This window comes from Paraburkholderia sp. RL17-381-BIF-C, assembly GCF_046026435.1.
GTDB lineage: Bacteria > Pseudomonadota > Gammaproteobacteria > Burkholderiales > Burkholderiaceae > Paraburkholderia.
On record NZ_JARESX010000046.1, the window covers coordinates 1 to 17,373 of the forward strand.

General features: G+C 65.5%; 10 protein-coding genes. 4 read left to right on the forward strand and 6 right to left on the reverse strand.

Annotated features, from left to right (window positions below):
- Nucleotides 1-1,364 precede the first annotated feature (1,364 nt).
- The 4 genes from P0D70_RS24710 to P0D70_RS24725 all read left to right on the forward strand — a co-directional run bounded on the left by P0D70_RS24710 (nucleotide 1,365) and on the right by P0D70_RS24725 (nucleotide 8,207).
- Nucleotides 1,365-2,801, forward strand: coding sequence for a sigma 54-interacting transcriptional regulator (locus P0D70_RS24710; RefSeq protein ID WP_408186388.1), 1,437 nt, complete (start codon nucleotides 1,365-1,367; stop codon nucleotides 2,799-2,801).
- A 183-nt stretch (nucleotides 2,802-2,984) separates the two neighbouring features.
- Nucleotides 2,985-4,778, forward strand: a complete 1,794-nt coding sequence (locus P0D70_RS24715) for an MFS transporter (RefSeq protein WP_408186389.1) — start codon at nucleotides 2,985-2,987, stop codon at nucleotides 4,776-4,778.
- A 162-nt stretch (nucleotides 4,779-4,940) separates the two neighbouring features.
- Complete coding sequence (locus P0D70_RS24720; protein ID WP_408186390.1) at nucleotides 4,941-5,294, forward strand: NIPSNAP family protein; 354 nt, start codon at nucleotides 4,941-4,943, stop codon at nucleotides 5,292-5,294.
- Between the two features lie 258 nt (nucleotides 5,295-5,552).
- Nucleotides 5,553-8,207, forward strand: coding sequence for a mechanosensitive ion channel family protein (locus tag P0D70_RS24725; RefSeq protein WP_408186391.1), 2,655 nt, complete (start codon nucleotides 5,553-5,555; stop codon nucleotides 8,205-8,207).
- A gap of 266 nt (nucleotides 8,208-8,473) precedes the next feature.
- On the opposite strand, the gene P0D70_RS24730 is transcribed toward P0D70_RS24725, so the two are convergent.
- The 6 genes from P0D70_RS24730 to P0D70_RS24755 all read right to left on the reverse strand — a co-directional run bounded on the left by P0D70_RS24730 (nucleotide 8,474) and on the right by P0D70_RS24755 (nucleotide 17,366).
- Complete coding sequence (locus P0D70_RS24730; protein WP_408186392.1) at nucleotides 8,474-10,738, reverse strand: ATP-dependent DNA helicase; 2,265 nt, start codon at nucleotides 10,736-10,738, stop codon at nucleotides 8,474-8,476.
- The gene (locus tag P0D70_RS24735) at nucleotides 10,735-12,681 is read right to left on the reverse strand and encodes a VRR-NUC domain-containing protein (RefSeq protein ID WP_408186393.1); all 1,947 of its coding nucleotides are present in this window, start codon (nucleotides 12,679-12,681) and stop codon (nucleotides 10,735-10,737) included. The genes P0D70_RS24730 and P0D70_RS24735 overlap by 4 nt, the downstream gene beginning before the upstream one ends.
- An 83-nt stretch (nucleotides 12,682-12,764) precedes the next feature.
- Nucleotides 12,765-13,652 carry an MBL fold metallo-hydrolase gene (locus tag P0D70_RS24740; protein ID WP_408186394.1) on the reverse strand — a complete coding sequence of 296 codons (888 nt, stop codon included), beginning with the start codon at nucleotides 13,650-13,652 and terminating at the stop codon, nucleotides 12,765-12,767.
- Nucleotides 13,653-13,838: 186 nt separating this feature from the next.
- Nucleotides 13,839-15,254: an MFS transporter gene (locus P0D70_RS24745; RefSeq protein ID WP_408186395.1), complete on the reverse strand. Its 1,416-nt coding sequence runs from the start codon at nucleotides 15,252-15,254 to the stop codon at nucleotides 13,839-13,841.
- Between the two features lie 58 nt (nucleotides 15,255-15,312).
- A complete protein-coding gene (locus P0D70_RS24750) occupies nucleotides 15,313-16,326 on the reverse strand; it encodes a succinylglutamate desuccinylase/aspartoacylase family protein (protein WP_408186396.1) in 1,014 nt (337 codons plus the stop codon).
- A 155-nt stretch (nucleotides 16,327-16,481) separates the two neighbouring features.
- Nucleotides 16,482-17,366 carry a LysR family transcriptional regulator gene (locus tag P0D70_RS24755; RefSeq protein WP_091808042.1) on the reverse strand — a complete coding sequence of 295 codons (885 nt, stop codon included), beginning with the start codon at nucleotides 17,364-17,366 and terminating at the stop codon, nucleotides 16,482-16,484.
- Nucleotides 17,367-17,373: the final 7 nt, after the last annotated feature.

Sequence of the window (17,373 nt, forward strand, 5' to 3'; positions counted from 1 at the left end):
CCCCCCCCCCCCCCCCACCCACCCCCCCCCCCCCCCCCCCCCCCCCGGCCCGCCGCCCCCCCCCCCCCCCCCCCCCCCCCCCCCCCCCCGCGCCCGGTCCACCTCGTAACCTGCGCCTCTCTATGGAGACTCTGGCCGTTCCTCCCCGCCTCGTCGCGCCCGGTTGGTCCTTGACCGCGCGCTGCCCCGTCGCTGCTATTTCGCTGTTGTATGCGCCGCGGTTGTATATGCCGCTGTTGTGTACGCTCTTGTTTGCGCTGTTCCGTGTATCGCTTTTCAACCTTCCGGCGGCGATATCTGTTGTTTTGCGAGGTCGACGTTTTACTTCCTCCGCTCGCGGATGACCGGTCAGGTGTACCGATCATTCGCCCCGCTCTTCTTCTGACATCCGTTTTTTTAGTGGCCCCGCCGCCCTTCGTAGGACGCATTGGCTTCCCCGGCCGCGCCTACGAAGTCTCCATGCTTGCCGCCGGCTTTTTTTTATCTGGTTTCCCCGCCATATGGACCGGGCGGCAACGCATTCCCTGTGAAGTGCTTATTGCAACGGCTATGCCAGGCACCTTCAAACCCTTAAGCCACCGTGAGTTTCGCTGTGGCGCACTGTTGGTGGGCACCCTTCACGGCACGCATTGATTCGAATCCGACACGTGCTTATCGCGGCCGCCGCGCGCTCCGGTATGGATGTACCGACCCGTCTGCTTGCGCGGCGCTCCCATATCCCGCATGGGACCGCGGGCCGCGTCGCATTCCGGTCAAATGTGCCGTTCCTTCGGAACCCTATCGGTACGCAAAGCAGGCTGCCCGATGTGTCGCAGGCATGAGACACGCTTAATCTCGAACGACGGTGCGATTCCTCATCCGTGGCAAAGCGAATTGCAACGCTGTGTTGGACTCCGCGCATAGGAGCCCTTGACCACCGGTTTTTGAACGGTCAGGACGAGTGAGATGATGCAAAAAACCTTTCTTACTTCAGACTTGTTTGTATGGCGCTGGAAAGCGGTTTCGCTTATCGTTAAGCCCATGCGCCGCTAGAGCGCTTGTACCAGGCCAACGAGGTAAGAAACAGCTGGTGTAATTCGGGGAAGAGATCGTCTGGCGGTTACAACGGTGAACACTGTTGCGCCGCCCGTCCGGTGTGTAGCAAATCGCGGCTCGCGCCGCCTGCTCCATGCCCCCGAAATTGCCGCTACCGTGAATCCGTCACCGCCCGGCTGCGAACAGCAGAATCCCTCGGCGGCGGCGCAATCCCTAACCGGACCCGTGCAAATGGACCGGTTAGCTCAGTTGGCCGGAAGCCGGCATCAAGCCGGTCTGTCGAGTACGTCGCAGAGCAGTCCTGAGAGCAGCATCAAACCGGGGGTACCATGAATACGACTTGCACGCCTGTCGACACGGAACGCACCGTTCTTTACGTGTCGAATTCGCCGGACCAGAAACTCGCCGCTTTCCTGGCGGCTTCCGGCTGGCAAGCGGTGCATGCCAAGAGCACGGCCGTCGCCGAACGCATGATCGAGCGCGGCAATATCAAAGTCGGCCTCGTCGAACTGCCCGGCGACTGCACATCCCAACATCTGTCTGCGCTCGCGTCCTGCATGCGGCGCGTCGAAACCAACTGGGTCGCCCAGATCGCGCCGGGGCAGGCGGAGAACGAACTGGTCAGCCGTTTCATCCTCGACTATTGCTTCGATTTCGTGACCCGCCCGTGGCTGAACGAGCGGCTCGTGTTCGCGCTCGGCCACGCGCATGGCCTGTCGAGCCTGCGGCATGTGGAAGTCGCGCCGGAGCCGTCGCTCGGCCGCCACGGCATGGTCGGACAATGCGAGGCCATGCAGCAGTTGTACCGGCGCATCGACAAATGCGGCGTGACCGACGCGCCGGTGTTCGTCGCCGGCGAGTCGGGCACCGGCAAGGAGCTGACCGCCCGGGCGATCCATGAACGCTCGCCGCGCGCCGGCCGCACCTTCGTCGCGATCAATTGCGCGGCGATTCCGCCGAGCCTGCTGCAAGCCGAGTTGTTCGGCCACGAACGCGGCGCCTTTACCGGCGCGCTCCAGCGCAAGATCGGCCGGATCGAGAGCGCTCATGAAGGCACCCTCTTTCTCGATGAAATCGGCGATATGCCGCATGAATGCCAGGCGGTCCTGTTGCGTTTCCTGCAGGAAGGCACGATCGAACGACTGGGCGGCAATGGCCCGATCAACGTCGATGTCCGGGTCATTTCGGCGACCCACGTCGATCTGGACAAAGCAGTCGAAGACGGCCGCTTCCGCTCCGACCTGTATCACCGCCTGTGCGTGCTGCGGCTCGTCGAACCGCCGTTGCGCGAGCGCGGCGGCGACATCAAGCTGCTCGCCAACTATGCGCTCAGCATGTACAAGCAGGACGGCGCGCGCAAACTGCGCGGGCTGTCGAGCGACGCGATCGTCGCCATGTCGAACTATCCGTGGCCGGGCAATGTGCGCGAACTGATCAATTGTGTGCGCCGCGCCGTGGTGATGAGCGAGGGCCGCTTCATCACGGCCAGCGATCTGGGCTTGCCGGAAGCCGAAAACGGCCCGGCTGTGACGCTGGCGGAGATCCGCAGCAAGGCCGAGAAAGACGCCATCGAGCACGCTCTGCAACGGCATGGCTACAAGCTGTCCGAAGCCGCCGCCGAACTCGGCATTTCACGAGCCACGTTGTACCGGCTGATGCACGCCAACCGGTTGCACCAGGATGTCGCGGCCGGGCGCGCCTCGAATGCGGGCGGCGGCGCGGATGCCGACGGCGAGGCGGAGCGGAGGGCGCCTTCGCTGGTGTGAGCGTGTGAGATCCGGCCGCCTGGCTTCTGCGCTGAGCGTGCTTCGCTCTGTTCTGCGGGACCGGGTGGCGCCTCGCCGCGCGCCATGACCCGATCGGCGTGAAATCGCGCGGCAGCCTCCGCTCCTTTCGCCGACACGCCGGCGTTGCTATGCTGAATGCCGTTCATCCATCCGGGAGCGGACTTGGCCGACCAGCACGCACCGGCGCTCGAGCGCCGATCCTCGTCCGTCCTGCCGGCTCAGGCCAGCCCGTGCGATGCGCTCGTCATCCGCACACAACCGCTTAGTCTCGTGCACCCTTGCCGGCGGAAAAAACTCGCGCTGGCCGCGACCATTCTCGGCTCGAGCATGGCCTTCATCGACGGTTCCGTGGTCAATGTCGCGTTGCCGTCCATCCAGACCGAACTGCACGCCAGCGTGGCGGCGATCCAGTGGGTCGTGGACGCCTATCTGCTGTTTCTCGGCGCGCTGGTACTGGTAGGTGGTTCGCTCGGCGACAAGCTCGGACGGCGCACCGTGTTCATCGCGGGAATCGGCCTCTTCACGCTGGCGTCGATCGGTTGCGGCCTCGCGCCGGGCGCCGCCGCCCTGATCGCCGCGCGCGGCGTACAGGGCGTGGGCGCGGCGCTGCTGGTGCCGAGCAGCCTCGCCATCATCGGCGCGGTGTTCGACGACAAGGCGCGCGGCCAGGCGATCGGCACCTGGGCCGGCGTCGGAGCTATCACCTCGGCGCTCGGACCGGTGGCGGGCGGCTGGCTCGTGGATGCGTTTTCGTGGCGGGCCATTTTCTTCCTGAACGTGCCGATTGCCTGCGCGACCGTCGCGCTGGCGGTCATCGCCGTGCCGAACAGCCGGCAAGACGATGAAGATCCGCCCGTACGCGCGTCCGCCGATGCCGCCTCCCTCTCCCACCCCGCCTCCAGCCGCGCCGAACACGTATCGGCCCGGCTCGACTGGCCGGGCGCGGCTACGGCCACCGCCGGGCTCGCCGCCTTGACCTACGGCCTGACCCTCGCTTCGGCGCGCGGCTTTGGCGACCGCTGGGTGCTGGCGTCGATACTCGGCGGCCTGCTGGTGCTGATCGCTTTCGTCGCGCTCGAAGCGAGAAGCCACAATCCGATGGTGCCGCTCGACGTGTTTCGTTCGCGCGACTTCGTCGGCGCCAATCTCGTGACGCTGCTGGTCTACTTCGGGTTGGGCGGCGCGCTGTTCTTCCTGCCGTTCACGCTGATCCGCGCCTATGGTTACAGCGCGACCCAGGCGGGCGCGGCGTTGTTGCCAGTGCCGGTGACCATTGGCTTGCTGTCGCGGTTTACCGGCGGCCTGACGAGCCGCTTTGGCGCGCGGGCGTTGCTGAGCACGGGACCGGCCGTCGCCGCGGCCGGCTTCGCGATGCTCGCGTTGCCGTGGGTGCGCGGCGAGTACTGGCGCGGCTTTCTTCCCGGGCTGGCCGTGCTTGGACTCGGCATGACCATCACCGTAGCGCCGCTCACGACAACGGTGATGACCTCGGTGTCCGCCGCGCGCACGGGCGTGGCGTCGGGCATCAACAACGCGGTGGCGCGGGTGGCGAGCCTGCTGGCGATCGCGGTGCTGGGCATCGTGTTCGTGTGGTCGCACGATGCGGCGCTCGAGGCGCAACTCGACGCACTGCATGTGCCGCAGGCGGCGCGCGCGGCAGCAAGCCTGGCGCGAGTGGGGATGGGTGCGGACGCTGCGCCGCCGGCCGCTGGGGACGGTACGCCGGACGGAAAGTCGGACGGGGCACGGGCAGTTGGGACACAGAAGAAAGCCGAAGCCGCTCGCGATGCGGCCCAAAGCCAGCAGGAAGCGGCACGAGTTCAACCGGATCTGGCTCGTGCCCAGGCAGACGCGCTCGGCGCGGCATTACGCGCGGTGGCACTGGTGTCGGCGTTGTGCGCGCTGGCCGGCGCGGCGCTCGCGGCTTTGACGATCAGCCCGCAACGACGGCTTTAGAGGTGCCGCGCCTGATCCACGGCGCATACAAGGCACGCACGCGGCACACACACGTCCAGCCATCCATAGTTCAGCCCGCAGTGAAACATCGCCGCACGGCGCCCTCCATACTGCGGTCATGGTGCTTCAAACCACGATCCTCGACCAACCGGGAACTTGCACATGGCGATAACTTGCTTCATCCGCTATCAGATCGATCCCTTCCAGCGCGATGCCTTCGACGAATACGCCCGCAACTGGGGCCGCATTATTCCGCGTTGCGGCGGCCATCTGGTCGGCTACTTCCTACCGCACGAAGGCACCAACGACATTGCATGGGGCTTGATCGCATTCGAGAGCCTCGCGGCCTACGAAGCGTATCGGGCGAGATTGCGCGCCGATTACGAGGCACGCGATAATTTCAGGCTGGCCCAAACGAAGCGCTTTATCCTGCGCGAAGAGCGCACCTTCACGGAAGTCGTGGCGGGCACCTTGGGCGTGCCGCCGGTCTACACGGCGGCAGTCGACGCTGCGTGACTGCAATCACGCAGCGCCTTGCGGCGAGGCGGGAATGCCTGCCGAGGTGGAGATGCAGGAGGCCGGCGCTGCGTGACAGGCCGGTTTTTTGCTAGCCCAAGGTGCCATCGCGGCGGCTTTTCGGAATTTCCTGCATCCTGTGCGATGGCCGTCCGAGGAACTTGTGGGACCGGGCCCATGTCGGTTCTTGGTCACGCAGCCGATCCAATCCGTTCCTGTCGGCACAGCCGTCCGCACCTGCCCCCCGCTTTTCACCTTATGCGCAAACTACTCCAAGCCTGGTTTTTCGTTCTTCTCGCGCTCGGCGCTTCACCGGTCTTTGCCGCGGCAGCCTCCGCCGCACCCGCCTCGTCGGCCTCCAGTCCTGGCGTGACGCTGACGCCCGAACAGGCTCGTCAGGCGCTCGCCGTCCTCAATGACCCCAGGCGCCGCGCGCAGGTTGCCGATACGTTGCAGGCGATCGCCGCCGCCGGCGCGTTGAGCGCGCCGCCCGCTTCGGCACCTACGGCCGCGTCGGCACCCGCTGCGGCAAGCGGCGCCGCCGCCCTCGTGCCGGCGGCATTCAAGTCGAACGGACTTGCCTCGCAACTGGCACGTCAGGGCGCGCATTGGGCCGTCCGCTTCGGCACGTCGGTACGCAGTTCGGTCGGCGCGCTGCTCGATGTCGCCTCGGTGCGCGCCTGGTGGCAGTGGCAATCGACCAACCCGCACGCACGCGCCGTCCTGGGCCAGGTCGCCTGGTCGCTGCTGGCCGCGCTGATCCCCGCGCTCGGACTCGAATGGCTCGCGCGCCGCCTGTTGCGCCGCGCTTACAAGGCGCTGGCGGCGCGCCGTGAACTGGGCGACGCAGACGACGCTCCGCAAGCCGACCTGCCGGTGGACGTTGCGCCCCAACCCGCCGACGCGCCGAACGCCGCGCCGCCGCTGCCCGTTTCGCCGCCCTCGCCGGTGACGGCAGCGCAAGCGAAAGCGGCCGCCGTGCCGGCTGGAACATCCGCGGCCACCGCGGCCAACGGCAAGCTCACGGAAGCCAAAGGCAAGCAGAACGCCAAACATCACTGGACGCTGCTGCAACGCCTGCCGCGCGCGCTCCTCACTCTGGCGCTGCGGCTGTTGCCGCTCGTGGTGTTCGTCAGCGCGGCAAGCGCGCTGATGTCGATCTTCGCCGATGACGGCTCGCCGCAAGACCGCGCCCTTGATTCGTTGATCGATATCTACGTGCTGTGCCGCGTGATCGTGATCGTCGGCGGGTTCTTCCTGCAACCGGCCGCGCCGCGTCTGCGCCTGCTGCGTATGAGTGATGCGTGGGCCGACTTCGTGCAGCGCTGGATCGTGCGGATCGTCAGCGTGGTGGGCGCCGGTTCGGCAATCGCGGAGATTGCCGTGTCGCTCGGTCTGAACGACGCGGCGCATCTCGCGCTGATAAAAGTCGTCGCGCTCGCCGGCCACATCATGGTCTCGATCCTGCTCCTGCAATGTGCGGCGCCGGTCGGCGAACTGATCCGCAAGGGCGTTGCCGCACGCAAATCGCTGGAGATGGCCGGCAACGTCTTCGCCGAAGTCTGGGCCTGGTTCGCGGTATTCGTCGTGATGGCGCTGTGGTTCATCTGGGCGCTCGACGTGCAGAACGGCTATCAGACGCTGCTCCATCTCGGCGGCATTTCGCTCGCGGTGCTGGTGGGCGCGCGGGTCGTGTCGATCGTGCTGTTCGGCGCGCTGGCCCGGCTCTTCCATGTGCAGGACGACACGGCCAGATCGCTCGTGCATCAGCATGCGTACCGCTATTACCCGCTGGTGCGCCGGCTGGTGGCGTGGATCATCGGCATCGTGACCGCGCTTGCGTTGTTGCAGGTATGGGGCGTGCACGTGGGCGAGCTGTTTCGCGCCGGCACGATCGGGCACCGGCTCGCGTCGGCGATTATCACGATCGGCGTGGCGGCCGTCGTCGCGCTGTTGGTGTGGGAAAGCGTGAACGTGTCGGTCGAACAGCGGCTGGACCGCTGGACCACGAGCGGCGATCTCGTGCGCGCCGCACGCTTGCGCACCCTGCTGCCGATGCTGCGCAGCGCGCTCTTCTGCGCCATCGCGCTGGTGGTGGTGCTCACCGGCCTGAGCGAACTCGGCGTGAATATCGGGCCGCTGCTGGCAGGCGCCAGCATCTTCGGCGTCGCGCTCGGATTCGGCTCGCAGAAGCTGGTGCAGGATTTCATCACGGGCATTTTCCTGTTGATGGAAAACGCGATGCAGGTGGGCGACTGGGTCACGCTCGCGGGCGTGTCGGGCACCGTCGAATATCTGTCGATCCGCACGGTGCGGCTGCGCGGCGGCGACGGCTCGCTCTACACCGTGCCGTTCAGTTCGGTGTCGACGGTGAACAACACCAACCGGGGTATCGGCAACGCCGCGGTGAAGGTCAATATCGTGTTCGGCCAGGATGTGGATCTCGCCATTGGCACGCTGAAGGAAATCGGCGCCGCCTTGCGCGAGGACGACGATTTCAAGGACGGCATCCTGTCGGACTTCAGCTTCTGGGGTGTCGATGCGCTGGACGGTTCGGCCATCACGCTGGCCGGCCAGATTCAGTGCCGCGACAGCGCGCGCTGGGGCGTGCAGCGCGAATTCAACCGCCGCATTCTCGACCAGTTCCGCGAACGCGGCATCGCGATCGCGAACCCGCAGCGCAATCTGTTGACGTGGGATCCGGAAAGCGTGCCGGCGAAGATCGAAGCTGATGAAACGCCCGACACGGCACGCAGCGAAGTCGCCAGGGACGAACCGCGCGCCGATGCGCCGTCTTCGGCCGCGGCCCAGCAAGCCGACGCGCCGGTGGAGGACCAGTTGCCCGTCGACCCTAAGCCGGCCGGCGGCCCAGGGACGCCAGCCAATCCTGGTTCAAGCTCTCCGCATGAGTGAAGTAGAGGCCGTGGCCGGCGGCTTCGTAGGCATGTAGCGAAGCGCTGGGTATCAGCGGTGCGGTGAGCCGGCCGTTGAGTTCGAGGGGCGCTGCGGTGAGCCGACCGTTAAGTTCGACCGGCGCCGATGCATCACAGTCTCCATGCCACGTCGTTGCGGCCTGAAGCGTGAATTGTGATGCCGTGCCGCCACGGCGCCGGGCGGCGCTACGCAGGCCGATTGCCAGGAGGCAAAAAGGCGCACCAAAAAATCTGCCATCTCGGCCGCTATTGCACGTCCCACCAGCGCGGCAGCAACCGCCTCACTTCAGGCCGCCGATACCGGTCGTCGATCAGATGCACCACACCCTGGTCCTGCTCCGTGCGAATCACGCGCCCGGCCGCCTGCACCACCTTCTGCAACCCGGGGTACAGATACATGTAGTCGTATCCGTTGCCGAACTTCGCCTCCATCGTGCGGCGCATCTGCTCGTTGATCTCGTTCATCTGCGGCAAACCGAGGGTGGCGATGAACGCGCCGATCAACTGCTCCCCGACCAGATCGACGCCTTCCGAAAACGCGCCGCCAAGCACCGCGAAGCCCACGCCTTCGTTCATGGTCCGAAAGCGCGCCAGAAATGCGTCGCGCGCCGCTTCGTCCATACCGGGTTCCTGCGCCCACACCGGCAAGCCGGGATGCCGCTCGCGCATCAACTCGACCACGCGCTGCAAATACTCGAAGCTGCTCAGAAAGCCCAGATAATTGCCCGGCTGCGCCGCATATTGCTTCGCAATCAGATCGACGATCGGGATGAGTGAGCGCTCGCGGTCGCGCCAGCGCGTCGACACGTTGCCGGCCACGCGCACCTGCAACTGCTCCGCGCGAAACGGCCCTTCAACATCGAGCCATTGGGTCGCTTCGGGCAGCCCCAGCGTGTCGCGATAAAAATGATGCGGATTGAGCGTGCCGGAGAACATCACCGTACTGCGCGCGGCCGCGTAGCGCGGCGCGAGAAACGGCGCCGGGATCACGTTGCGCACGCAAAGCGTGGCACTGGTCTTGTCGCGCGGCGCATAACGATCCGTGGCGAGCGTGATGTCGAAAATCGAATGCTCGCCGAACTGCTCGGCGAGCGCGACGAAATGCATGGCGTCGAAGAAAAACCGCAGCGATGCTTCGTCGATGGAAAGCGGCGCTTCCGCCAGTTGATCCGTGACGGCGCCGATCAGATTTTGCGCGGCGGAGAGCAGTTTGCCAGGGACTTCCGTGTAGACCTGATAGCTCGCACTCTGCGCGCGCTTGACGGCGTTCCATTCACGCTGCAGCCGTTCAAGCGGCTTGCGCAATGTAACCGGCGCGGTTTTGCGCGCGAGCCGGAATGCCGCCTGATCGAGCGACGCGGTGTACATGCGGCGGGCACGGTCGAGCAGATTGTGCGCCTCGTCCACCAGCACGCCCACGCGCCACTGGTTGATCTGCGTGAGCGCGTACAGCATGGCGCTGCTGTCGTAGTAGTAGTTGTAGTCGCCGACCACCACGTCGGCCCAGCGCGCGAGTTCCTGTGCCAGATAGTACGGACAGATTTCGTGCGCGAGTGCCGCATCGCGCACCGCCGCGCGCGTGAGGCGCAAGCCTGCCAGCGCCGTGCTGCGGGCCGCGTCGAGCCGGTCGTAGAAGCCGCGCGCGAGCGGACACGAATCGCCGTTGCAGGCTTTGTCGGGATGCTCGCAGGCTTTGTCGCGCGCGACCAGTTCGAGGGTTCTCAACGGCAAGTGCCCGGCGCCGCCACGGAGCGTTTCGATCGCGTCCAGCGCGAGCGCGCGGCCCGGCGTCTTGGCGGTCAGAAAGAACACCCGGTCGATCTGGTCCGACGCGCACGCCTTGAGTAGCGGAAAGATCGTTGCAAGCGTCTTGCCGATGCCGGTGGGCGCCTGCGCCATCAAAGGCTTGCCGTCGCGTGCCGAGCGATAGACCGACACCGCCAGCTCGCGCTGGCCGCTGCGAAACTGACCGTGCGGAAACTGCAACGCATTGAGCGCGGTATTGCGTGCGGCCCGATGCGCCTCTTCCTGCACGGCCCAATCGAGAAAACGCTCGCATTGCTCGACGAAGAAAATCTCCAGGTCGCGCGCGGTATGCGTTTGCGTCAGCAGCACCTCCTTCTGACTGCCGATGTCGAAGTACACCAGCGCCACCGTCAGCCCGGCGAGCCCGCGCGCGCGGCAAAGCAAATGACCGTAGACGAGCGCCTGCGCCCAATGCAGGGTGCGGTGATTGGCGGGCATGCGTTCGAGGTCGCCGCGATGCGTCTTGATCTCTTCCAGCCGGTTCGCCGCCGGGTCGTAGCCGTCGGCGCGTCCGCGCACGGTCAGGCCGCGATGCGTGGCGGTCAGCGTAATTTCGGTTTCGTAGCCGCTGGCGCGCCGGCCGGCGACCGTCGCGTGGCCCGCCATTCCTTCGAGCGAGGTCGGCGCCGGGGTAAAGCGCAGGTCCAGATCGCCGCGCCTCGCGGTGAACTCGCACATTGCCCGCACGGCGACGATGTACGTCATGCGGCGGCCTCTGTTCTGGTGTGGGGGCTGGCTTCGGCGTTGACGGTGGTGCTGGCGTTGCCGGTGATCTCGGCGTTGGCCTCGGTGGAGACCGCGGTGGCCGCTGCGGCGGTGATCTCGGTGGAGACCGAAGTGGAAACTCCAGCGGTGATCTCCGTGGCGGCTTCGCCATTGACCTCGACCGCGACCGCTGCGGCCGCCCCGGCACTACCTGCAGCCGCAGCGCTTTGTGTTGCGGCGACTTCATCGGCCCAGCGCACGTCGAGCACGCGCACCGGCATGCCGTGCTGCGCGCAGTACGCGAGCCAGCGGATCTGGTTGTCCTGCAAGCGGTCGCCGGGGCCCTTCACTTCGATCAACTCGTAGCGTCGCTCGTCCGGCCAGAAGCGGATCAGATCAGGCAACCCGGAACGATTGCCGCGAATATCTCCCAGCAAGCGCTCGAACCACAGTTTCAGATGCGCGGCGGGCAGACAATCGAGCGCCAGCGCGACGAGTTCCGGCGAGAGCAGCCCCCAGAACACGAACGGCGATTGCAGCCCCGCCTTGCTGTGCAGATGCCGCCAGATCGTCTCGCGATAAACGCCGCTGTCGAGTTGCGCGAGACACGCGGCGAACTGTTCCGCGCGGCGCGCATGGAAATCCGGCGCGTGCAGATCGGCCGGACCGTGCTGGAACGGATGAAAGAACGCGCCAGGGAGCGCCGCAAAGACCGGCTCCCAACACAGCAACCCGAACAGCGAATTGATCAGGGCGTTCTCGACGTAGTGGACCGGCGCGGCCTCGCACGTCAAATGATCGCGGACGACATATTCGACCGCCATTGGCGCCGCGGGCTGAGGCAGCACCAGCGTGCCCCGCTCGACCGGACGCGCCGCGCTCGTGCGCGCAACCGGCACGCCGCGCTTGCGCTGCAAACGCGGCAGCATGCGCGCGATGCGCTGTGCTTCCTCTTCGCTCTCGGGTGCCTGGGCGGCTTGCGAGACCAACGCGTAGGCATCGTCGAAACGCTCGCTGCGTTCGAGCACGCGCATGCGCCGATGGCGTGCGCCCGGCCAGCCGCAACGCTCATAAACGGCGAGCGCGGCCGTCCAGTTCTGCCGACGCTCGCACAGGTGGCCAATGCGGAACAGCAGTTTCGCGCGCCGCGTTTCAAGCCATGGATTCGAGGTTTCGATTTCGCCGACGGCCGCGACGAGTTCTTCGATAACGGCCGCATCCGCGTCGCCGCCCGGCAGACATTCGAGCGCTTCGCGGCAGGCGTGCAAGGCGAGATAGACGTCGACGTCCGCGCGCTGCTGGAACGCACGCGACGAAGGCGCGAACGCCACCTTCTCGTACTGGAACACACCGAGGTCGGCCAGCACGAACTCCGACCACTCCTGCTGCAGATTGCCGAAGAACATCAAACGCAGACGTTCGCAAAGCGGCGCGATTGCAACGTGAAGCACGCAATCCGCAGCTTGAGCGTGCCATGCCGCGAGCGGGCGTGCCGCAGCGCTTTCCTCGTCGCGCTCGCCACGATAAAACGGCCGCAGGGTTTCCAGCAGTTCCGGTTTGCGCAAGCTCCTTGCGCCAGGAATCAACGCAATGGTGTCCGCGAAAATCTCCATTAGCCCGGCACGCGTGGTGAGCGCGAACAGATCGTCGAGCGTCAGGCCCGGCTCGGTGTCGACCCAGCCGAGCGCGGCGATCGGCGCCGCTGCCTGCAATGGGCAACCGATCTCTTCGTAAGACAGGCGGCTCGCGCGGAACAGCGTGCCTTTACGCATCAGCATGCGAACCAGCAGCGCGCGCGAAGTCTGCGGCAACGCGGCGAACTCACGCAGAAACGCGTGCTCCTGCGCGTCGAACAGGTCGTCGTAGCGCTGCGCGAGCCACGCGAGGGCGCGCTCGAAGTTCAGCAGATAGTAGAGAGCGTAGGGAGAGGCAGGTGTTGCCACGGGACTTTCACGAAACCTGTATGTTTATACAGTGATGATAGCAAAATCCGTGAAGGCGCCGTCCAGATTGGCTCAATACAACGTCAGGATGCGGCGTGAACGTACTGCCATTCGAATCCGTCCCTGCCCCTTCTCACGCGCCCCGCCGATGTCTGCGGAAAATGCGCGGTGAAGAGCGTCGCATCGTGATCGGCCGCATAGTTGAGCAGCCAGTGCCGCGAGTTTCGCGCCGACGCCGCCTCGAGGCAGAACGTCGAGTTCCATTCGGGACGGTAGACCTGGACGGGGTTATGCATCACATCGCCGGTGAAGATCGCTTCCTCGCCGCGCGAGCGGATCGAAATCGACATATGACCGGCGCTATGCCCGGGCGTCGGATGAAACACAATGCCCTCGCGCCACGCGCCGCCCTCGGCGGGAATCGTCGCGGCCTGCCCGGATTCGATCACCGGCACGACGCTGTCCTCGAAAACCATGCGGCGGCTATCCCCCGCTGGAGTCGCGAAGAAATCCTGCTCCGCTTGCGGGAACACGTATGTCGCATTCGGGAAGGTCGGCTGCCACCGGCCGTCAATCCACTGCGTATTCCAGCCGACGTGGTCCGCATGCAAATGCGTGAGCAGCACCTCGTCCACCTGCGCCGGCAAGACGCCCACCTCGACGAGGCGCTCCAGATACGGGTTGTTCAGTCGATGAAACAGCTTGCTGAACGGCCGCTCCTTGAAATTGCCGATACCGGTGTCGATCAGCACGGTCAAGCCGTCCATCTGCACGACCCAGGTGTGCACGCTCAGTTTCACCTCGTTGCGTTCGAGGTCGAGACTATCCGCCGACACACGCCGGCTCAATTCTTCCGCCGCGAAGGATGCCCAGTCTGGATAAAGCACCGCCGGCGCTAACGGAAAACAGGTTTCGCTGACGCGGGTAATGCGTGCGTCCCCTACTCGGTGCGTAAGAACCTCAGTCGGCATGGCGTGACTCCGTGAAAGTGCGGCGGCAGGGACCTGAGTGCTTATGTAGCGCTTACGTAGCGCTTAAGTAGCGGTTACGTGGCGCTGCCGCGGCCAATGGCTTCACTATCGCAAATCCAGCGCATGCCGGCCAATGCCGTTTTCTGCGTTTGGCGATGCTTTGCAGGCATCGCCATGAAAACAACGTCACGAGAACGTTTTCGCCGGCGTGCGGCGTGCCGCCACGCCGTACAGGAGCGCGCTGAACGCGGCCGCCATGCCGCCCACGCAAGCCAGCGCCACACCCAAACCCGCGCTGTGCCCGCCAAGCCGCTCGTTGATGAAGCCGACCGCGAACGGTCCCAGCCCGCCACTGATCGCATTGGTAAGAAACACCAGCAACGCGATCGAGCGTCCGCGCATGCGATTCGGAATCGCGATCTGGATCGGCACAGGCGCCAACGCCATCGCCACACTCGCCGCGAACGCGCACGCGCCATACAGCACCACGGCGACGTGCACGTCGCCAACGAGCGGCATCGCAATAGCGGCCGGCACCAGCAACGCAGCCGCCAACCCGGACAACGCCAGCACTTTGCGCACCGCCGCGGCATCGCTGACGCGGCCGGCGAGCAAACCCGCACTCACCACCCCGAGGATGCCGCCGACCATGTAGGCCGGCGCCGCCATCTGTCCGACGGCACGCGGCGTCAGATGAAAATGACGGATCAGCAGCGTCGGAAACCATGCCGCATGCGAGTAAAACAGCGTGATCAGCGCGACGTACGCGCCGAAGTACGGCAAGCAGAAGCGGTTCTTCACGAACAACTCGCGCAGCACGTCTTTCAGCGGCGGCGTACTGTCGTGAGCGGCTTTGTCCGCGAAGACTTGCGTCGAAGCCTTTGCAGTCGAAACGACGTCGTGCGTGGCCGACCCTTCGGCCGTTGTACGAAGCGTGGAGAACAAGCCGCGCCGTTGTGGTTCCCGCACCGATAACGCGACGATTGCCGCCAGTGCCAGCCCCGGCAAGCCGACCGCGACGAACACGGCCTGCCAACCGTTCAAACCGATACCCGCGAGCCACGCGGCGCCCGCGCCATGTTCGAGCGCACCGAGCAGCATGCCGCCGCCGAACAAGGCCACGCCTCCGCCGATATACGGTCCCAGCATGAACACGCTGCTTGCGCGCGTGACTTTGCGCGGCGGATACAGATCGCTGAAAATCGACAGCGCCGCCGGACTCAAGCCCGCTTCCGCAATCGCCGTCCCCGCACGCGCGGCCAGCAGTTCGGCAAAGTTGTGCGCGAAACCGCACAACGCAGTGGAGACGGCCCAGATCGCCACGCAAACCGCAATCAGACGCACGCGATTGGAACGGTCGATCAGCCGCGCGATGAACACGCCCGCCGTCGCGTAACACAGCGTGAACGAAAACCCTTGCAGCAAGCCGATTTGCGTATCGGTGAGCGCCAGCGTTTCCTTGATCGGTTGCACGAGAATGCTCACGATCTGGCGGTCGAGATACGAAAACGCAAAGCAGACAAAGAACAGAACGACGACGTAAGTGTGCCCACGACGCGTGTCGGCGTCGTTCGAATCGGACACGGTGGTGACTGCATTCATGGCGAATCTCCGGCTGGGCACTGCGAAGAAATGGCTTGCTTCCCTTCGACGAAGCGCGTCACTGCCAATGCGCATCCGCAGCCAGCACGGCGAGACAGTCGCCCGCTTCGACGCGCGCAAACGAACGCTTGCATACCACCACGCCGTTGCCGGCAAAGCGGAGTTCCTGTGGTGCGCTCCACGGCGCATACGGATCGAATACCCGCGCGGCCAACTGGTCCTTCTCGACCCGGTCGCCGAGCGCGAACACGGGTTCGGCCACGCCCGCCCGCGAGGCGAACACATAGTGCCGCGCGCCATCCACTTTCAACCAGCGCGTGTCGTGTCGCGGCGCGGGAGGATTATCGTCAGGCGTGACACCGAGCGTGTGCAGCACGCGCCGCAAACCATCCTCGACGATCGCTACGCCATCGGCATTACAGGCCGCATAGCCACCGAATTCACCGCACAGGAACAGCTTGCCGTGCCGCTCGACGGCCGCGCCATACGTGCGGTCCTCGCCGAGCAGATCCATGAGCATGGTGTGCGGCGCGGCGAATGCCTGGACGAGCCGGCGGTATTCGGCGCGACGCGACGGGTCCCCGGGCGGCGCCGCGAGCAACGCCGGCAGATGATCGAACGAAGCACCGCCCGCGTGCAGATCGATCACCACGTCCGCACGCGGAAATAGTTCGGTATCCGCATAATGCGCGATCATTTCGGTGAGGTTGCCGTTGCGCGCGCCCGGAAAAACGCGGTTCAGATTGCCGCGATCGATCGGCGAGGTGCGCGAGCCGTTGATGAACGCCGGGAAATTCAGCGCCGGCACGACGATCAGGCGGCCCTGGACCGTCATCGACGGCATGCGCTGAACCAGCTTCATCAGTGCGACGGGACCTTCGTATTCATCGCCGTGATTGCCGCCGGTCAGCAGCACCGTGGGACCTTCACCGCCGTTGAGCACGGTAATCGGCACCGGAATGTGGCCGTATGCGGAGCGGTCGTGCGAATACGGCACGCGTAACGTGCCGTTCTGCAGGCCGGGGCGTTCGTAGTCGATGTCGGTGGAAATCAGCGATGGTGTGGACGGCATGGTTGTCTCCCGATAAGAAAGTGAGCCGGAATACCGTCGTTGGACGACGGCGCGAGGCCATGCAATCAATATCGTCGAGGCAAAAAACCAGCGCCAATGCCGATTTTTAGGGAAGCCGATGCTTTAAAGGCATCGGGGTACGGCGAGTCCGGACGTTACCGTTGCGCCTTGAGCAAGGCGATGAATTGCGCGAGCGCGGGATTGCGGTGCTGCTCGTGATACGCGAAATGCAGCGGCAGCGCGATCGACAGATCGGCCAGGTTGAGGAATTGCACCAGCGCCGGCGGCCGGTCGCGATTAGCCGAGTTGACGATCGCCGCGCCCACGCCGGCGGACACCAGCGAGAGAATCGCGGCTTCCGTCGAAACTTCCTGCACGACGTCGAGCGTCAAACCGGCGCGCTCGCATGCGCCGATCAAGCGGTCGTAGTAAGCGGGATAAACATGCCGTGGAAACGTGATGAAGGGTTTGCCGGCCAGCTGCGCCGCGCGCACCGACTTGCGGCGGCCGAACGACCACGCGGCCGGCGCCGCCAGCACCACGCCGTTTTCGAGCAACGGCAAACTGGTGATCTGCTCGGGCAACGCGCCGAAGTGATAGACGAAACCGCCGTCGAGCGTGCCCTGAGTGATCGCGTCCAGTTGCTCCGGCGTGTTCATCGGCGTGAGTTCGATGCCGACTTGCGGCGCCGCCTGCTGGAACGCTTGCAGCGCGTTCGGCACAAGCCCGCCCCAAACTGCGTTTTCTACGAAGCCGATCCGCACGTGTCCGGACACGCCCGCCGCGATTCGTTGCGCGGCACGCGCCGCCGACTCGACCTGCTGCAGAATGCCGCGCGCTTCACGCAGATAGGCTTCGCCTGCCAGGGTCAGCTTCAGGCCGCGCGGCGTGCGCTCGAACAGCGCGACACCCAACGTTTCTTCGAGATCCTGGATTTGCCGGGAAATCGCCGGCTGGGTGACGTGGAGCTGCTCGGATGCGCCGCGCACGCTCGCGTGCTCGGCAACGGCGACGAAGTATCGAAGATGCCGGAGTTCCATGTCAGCA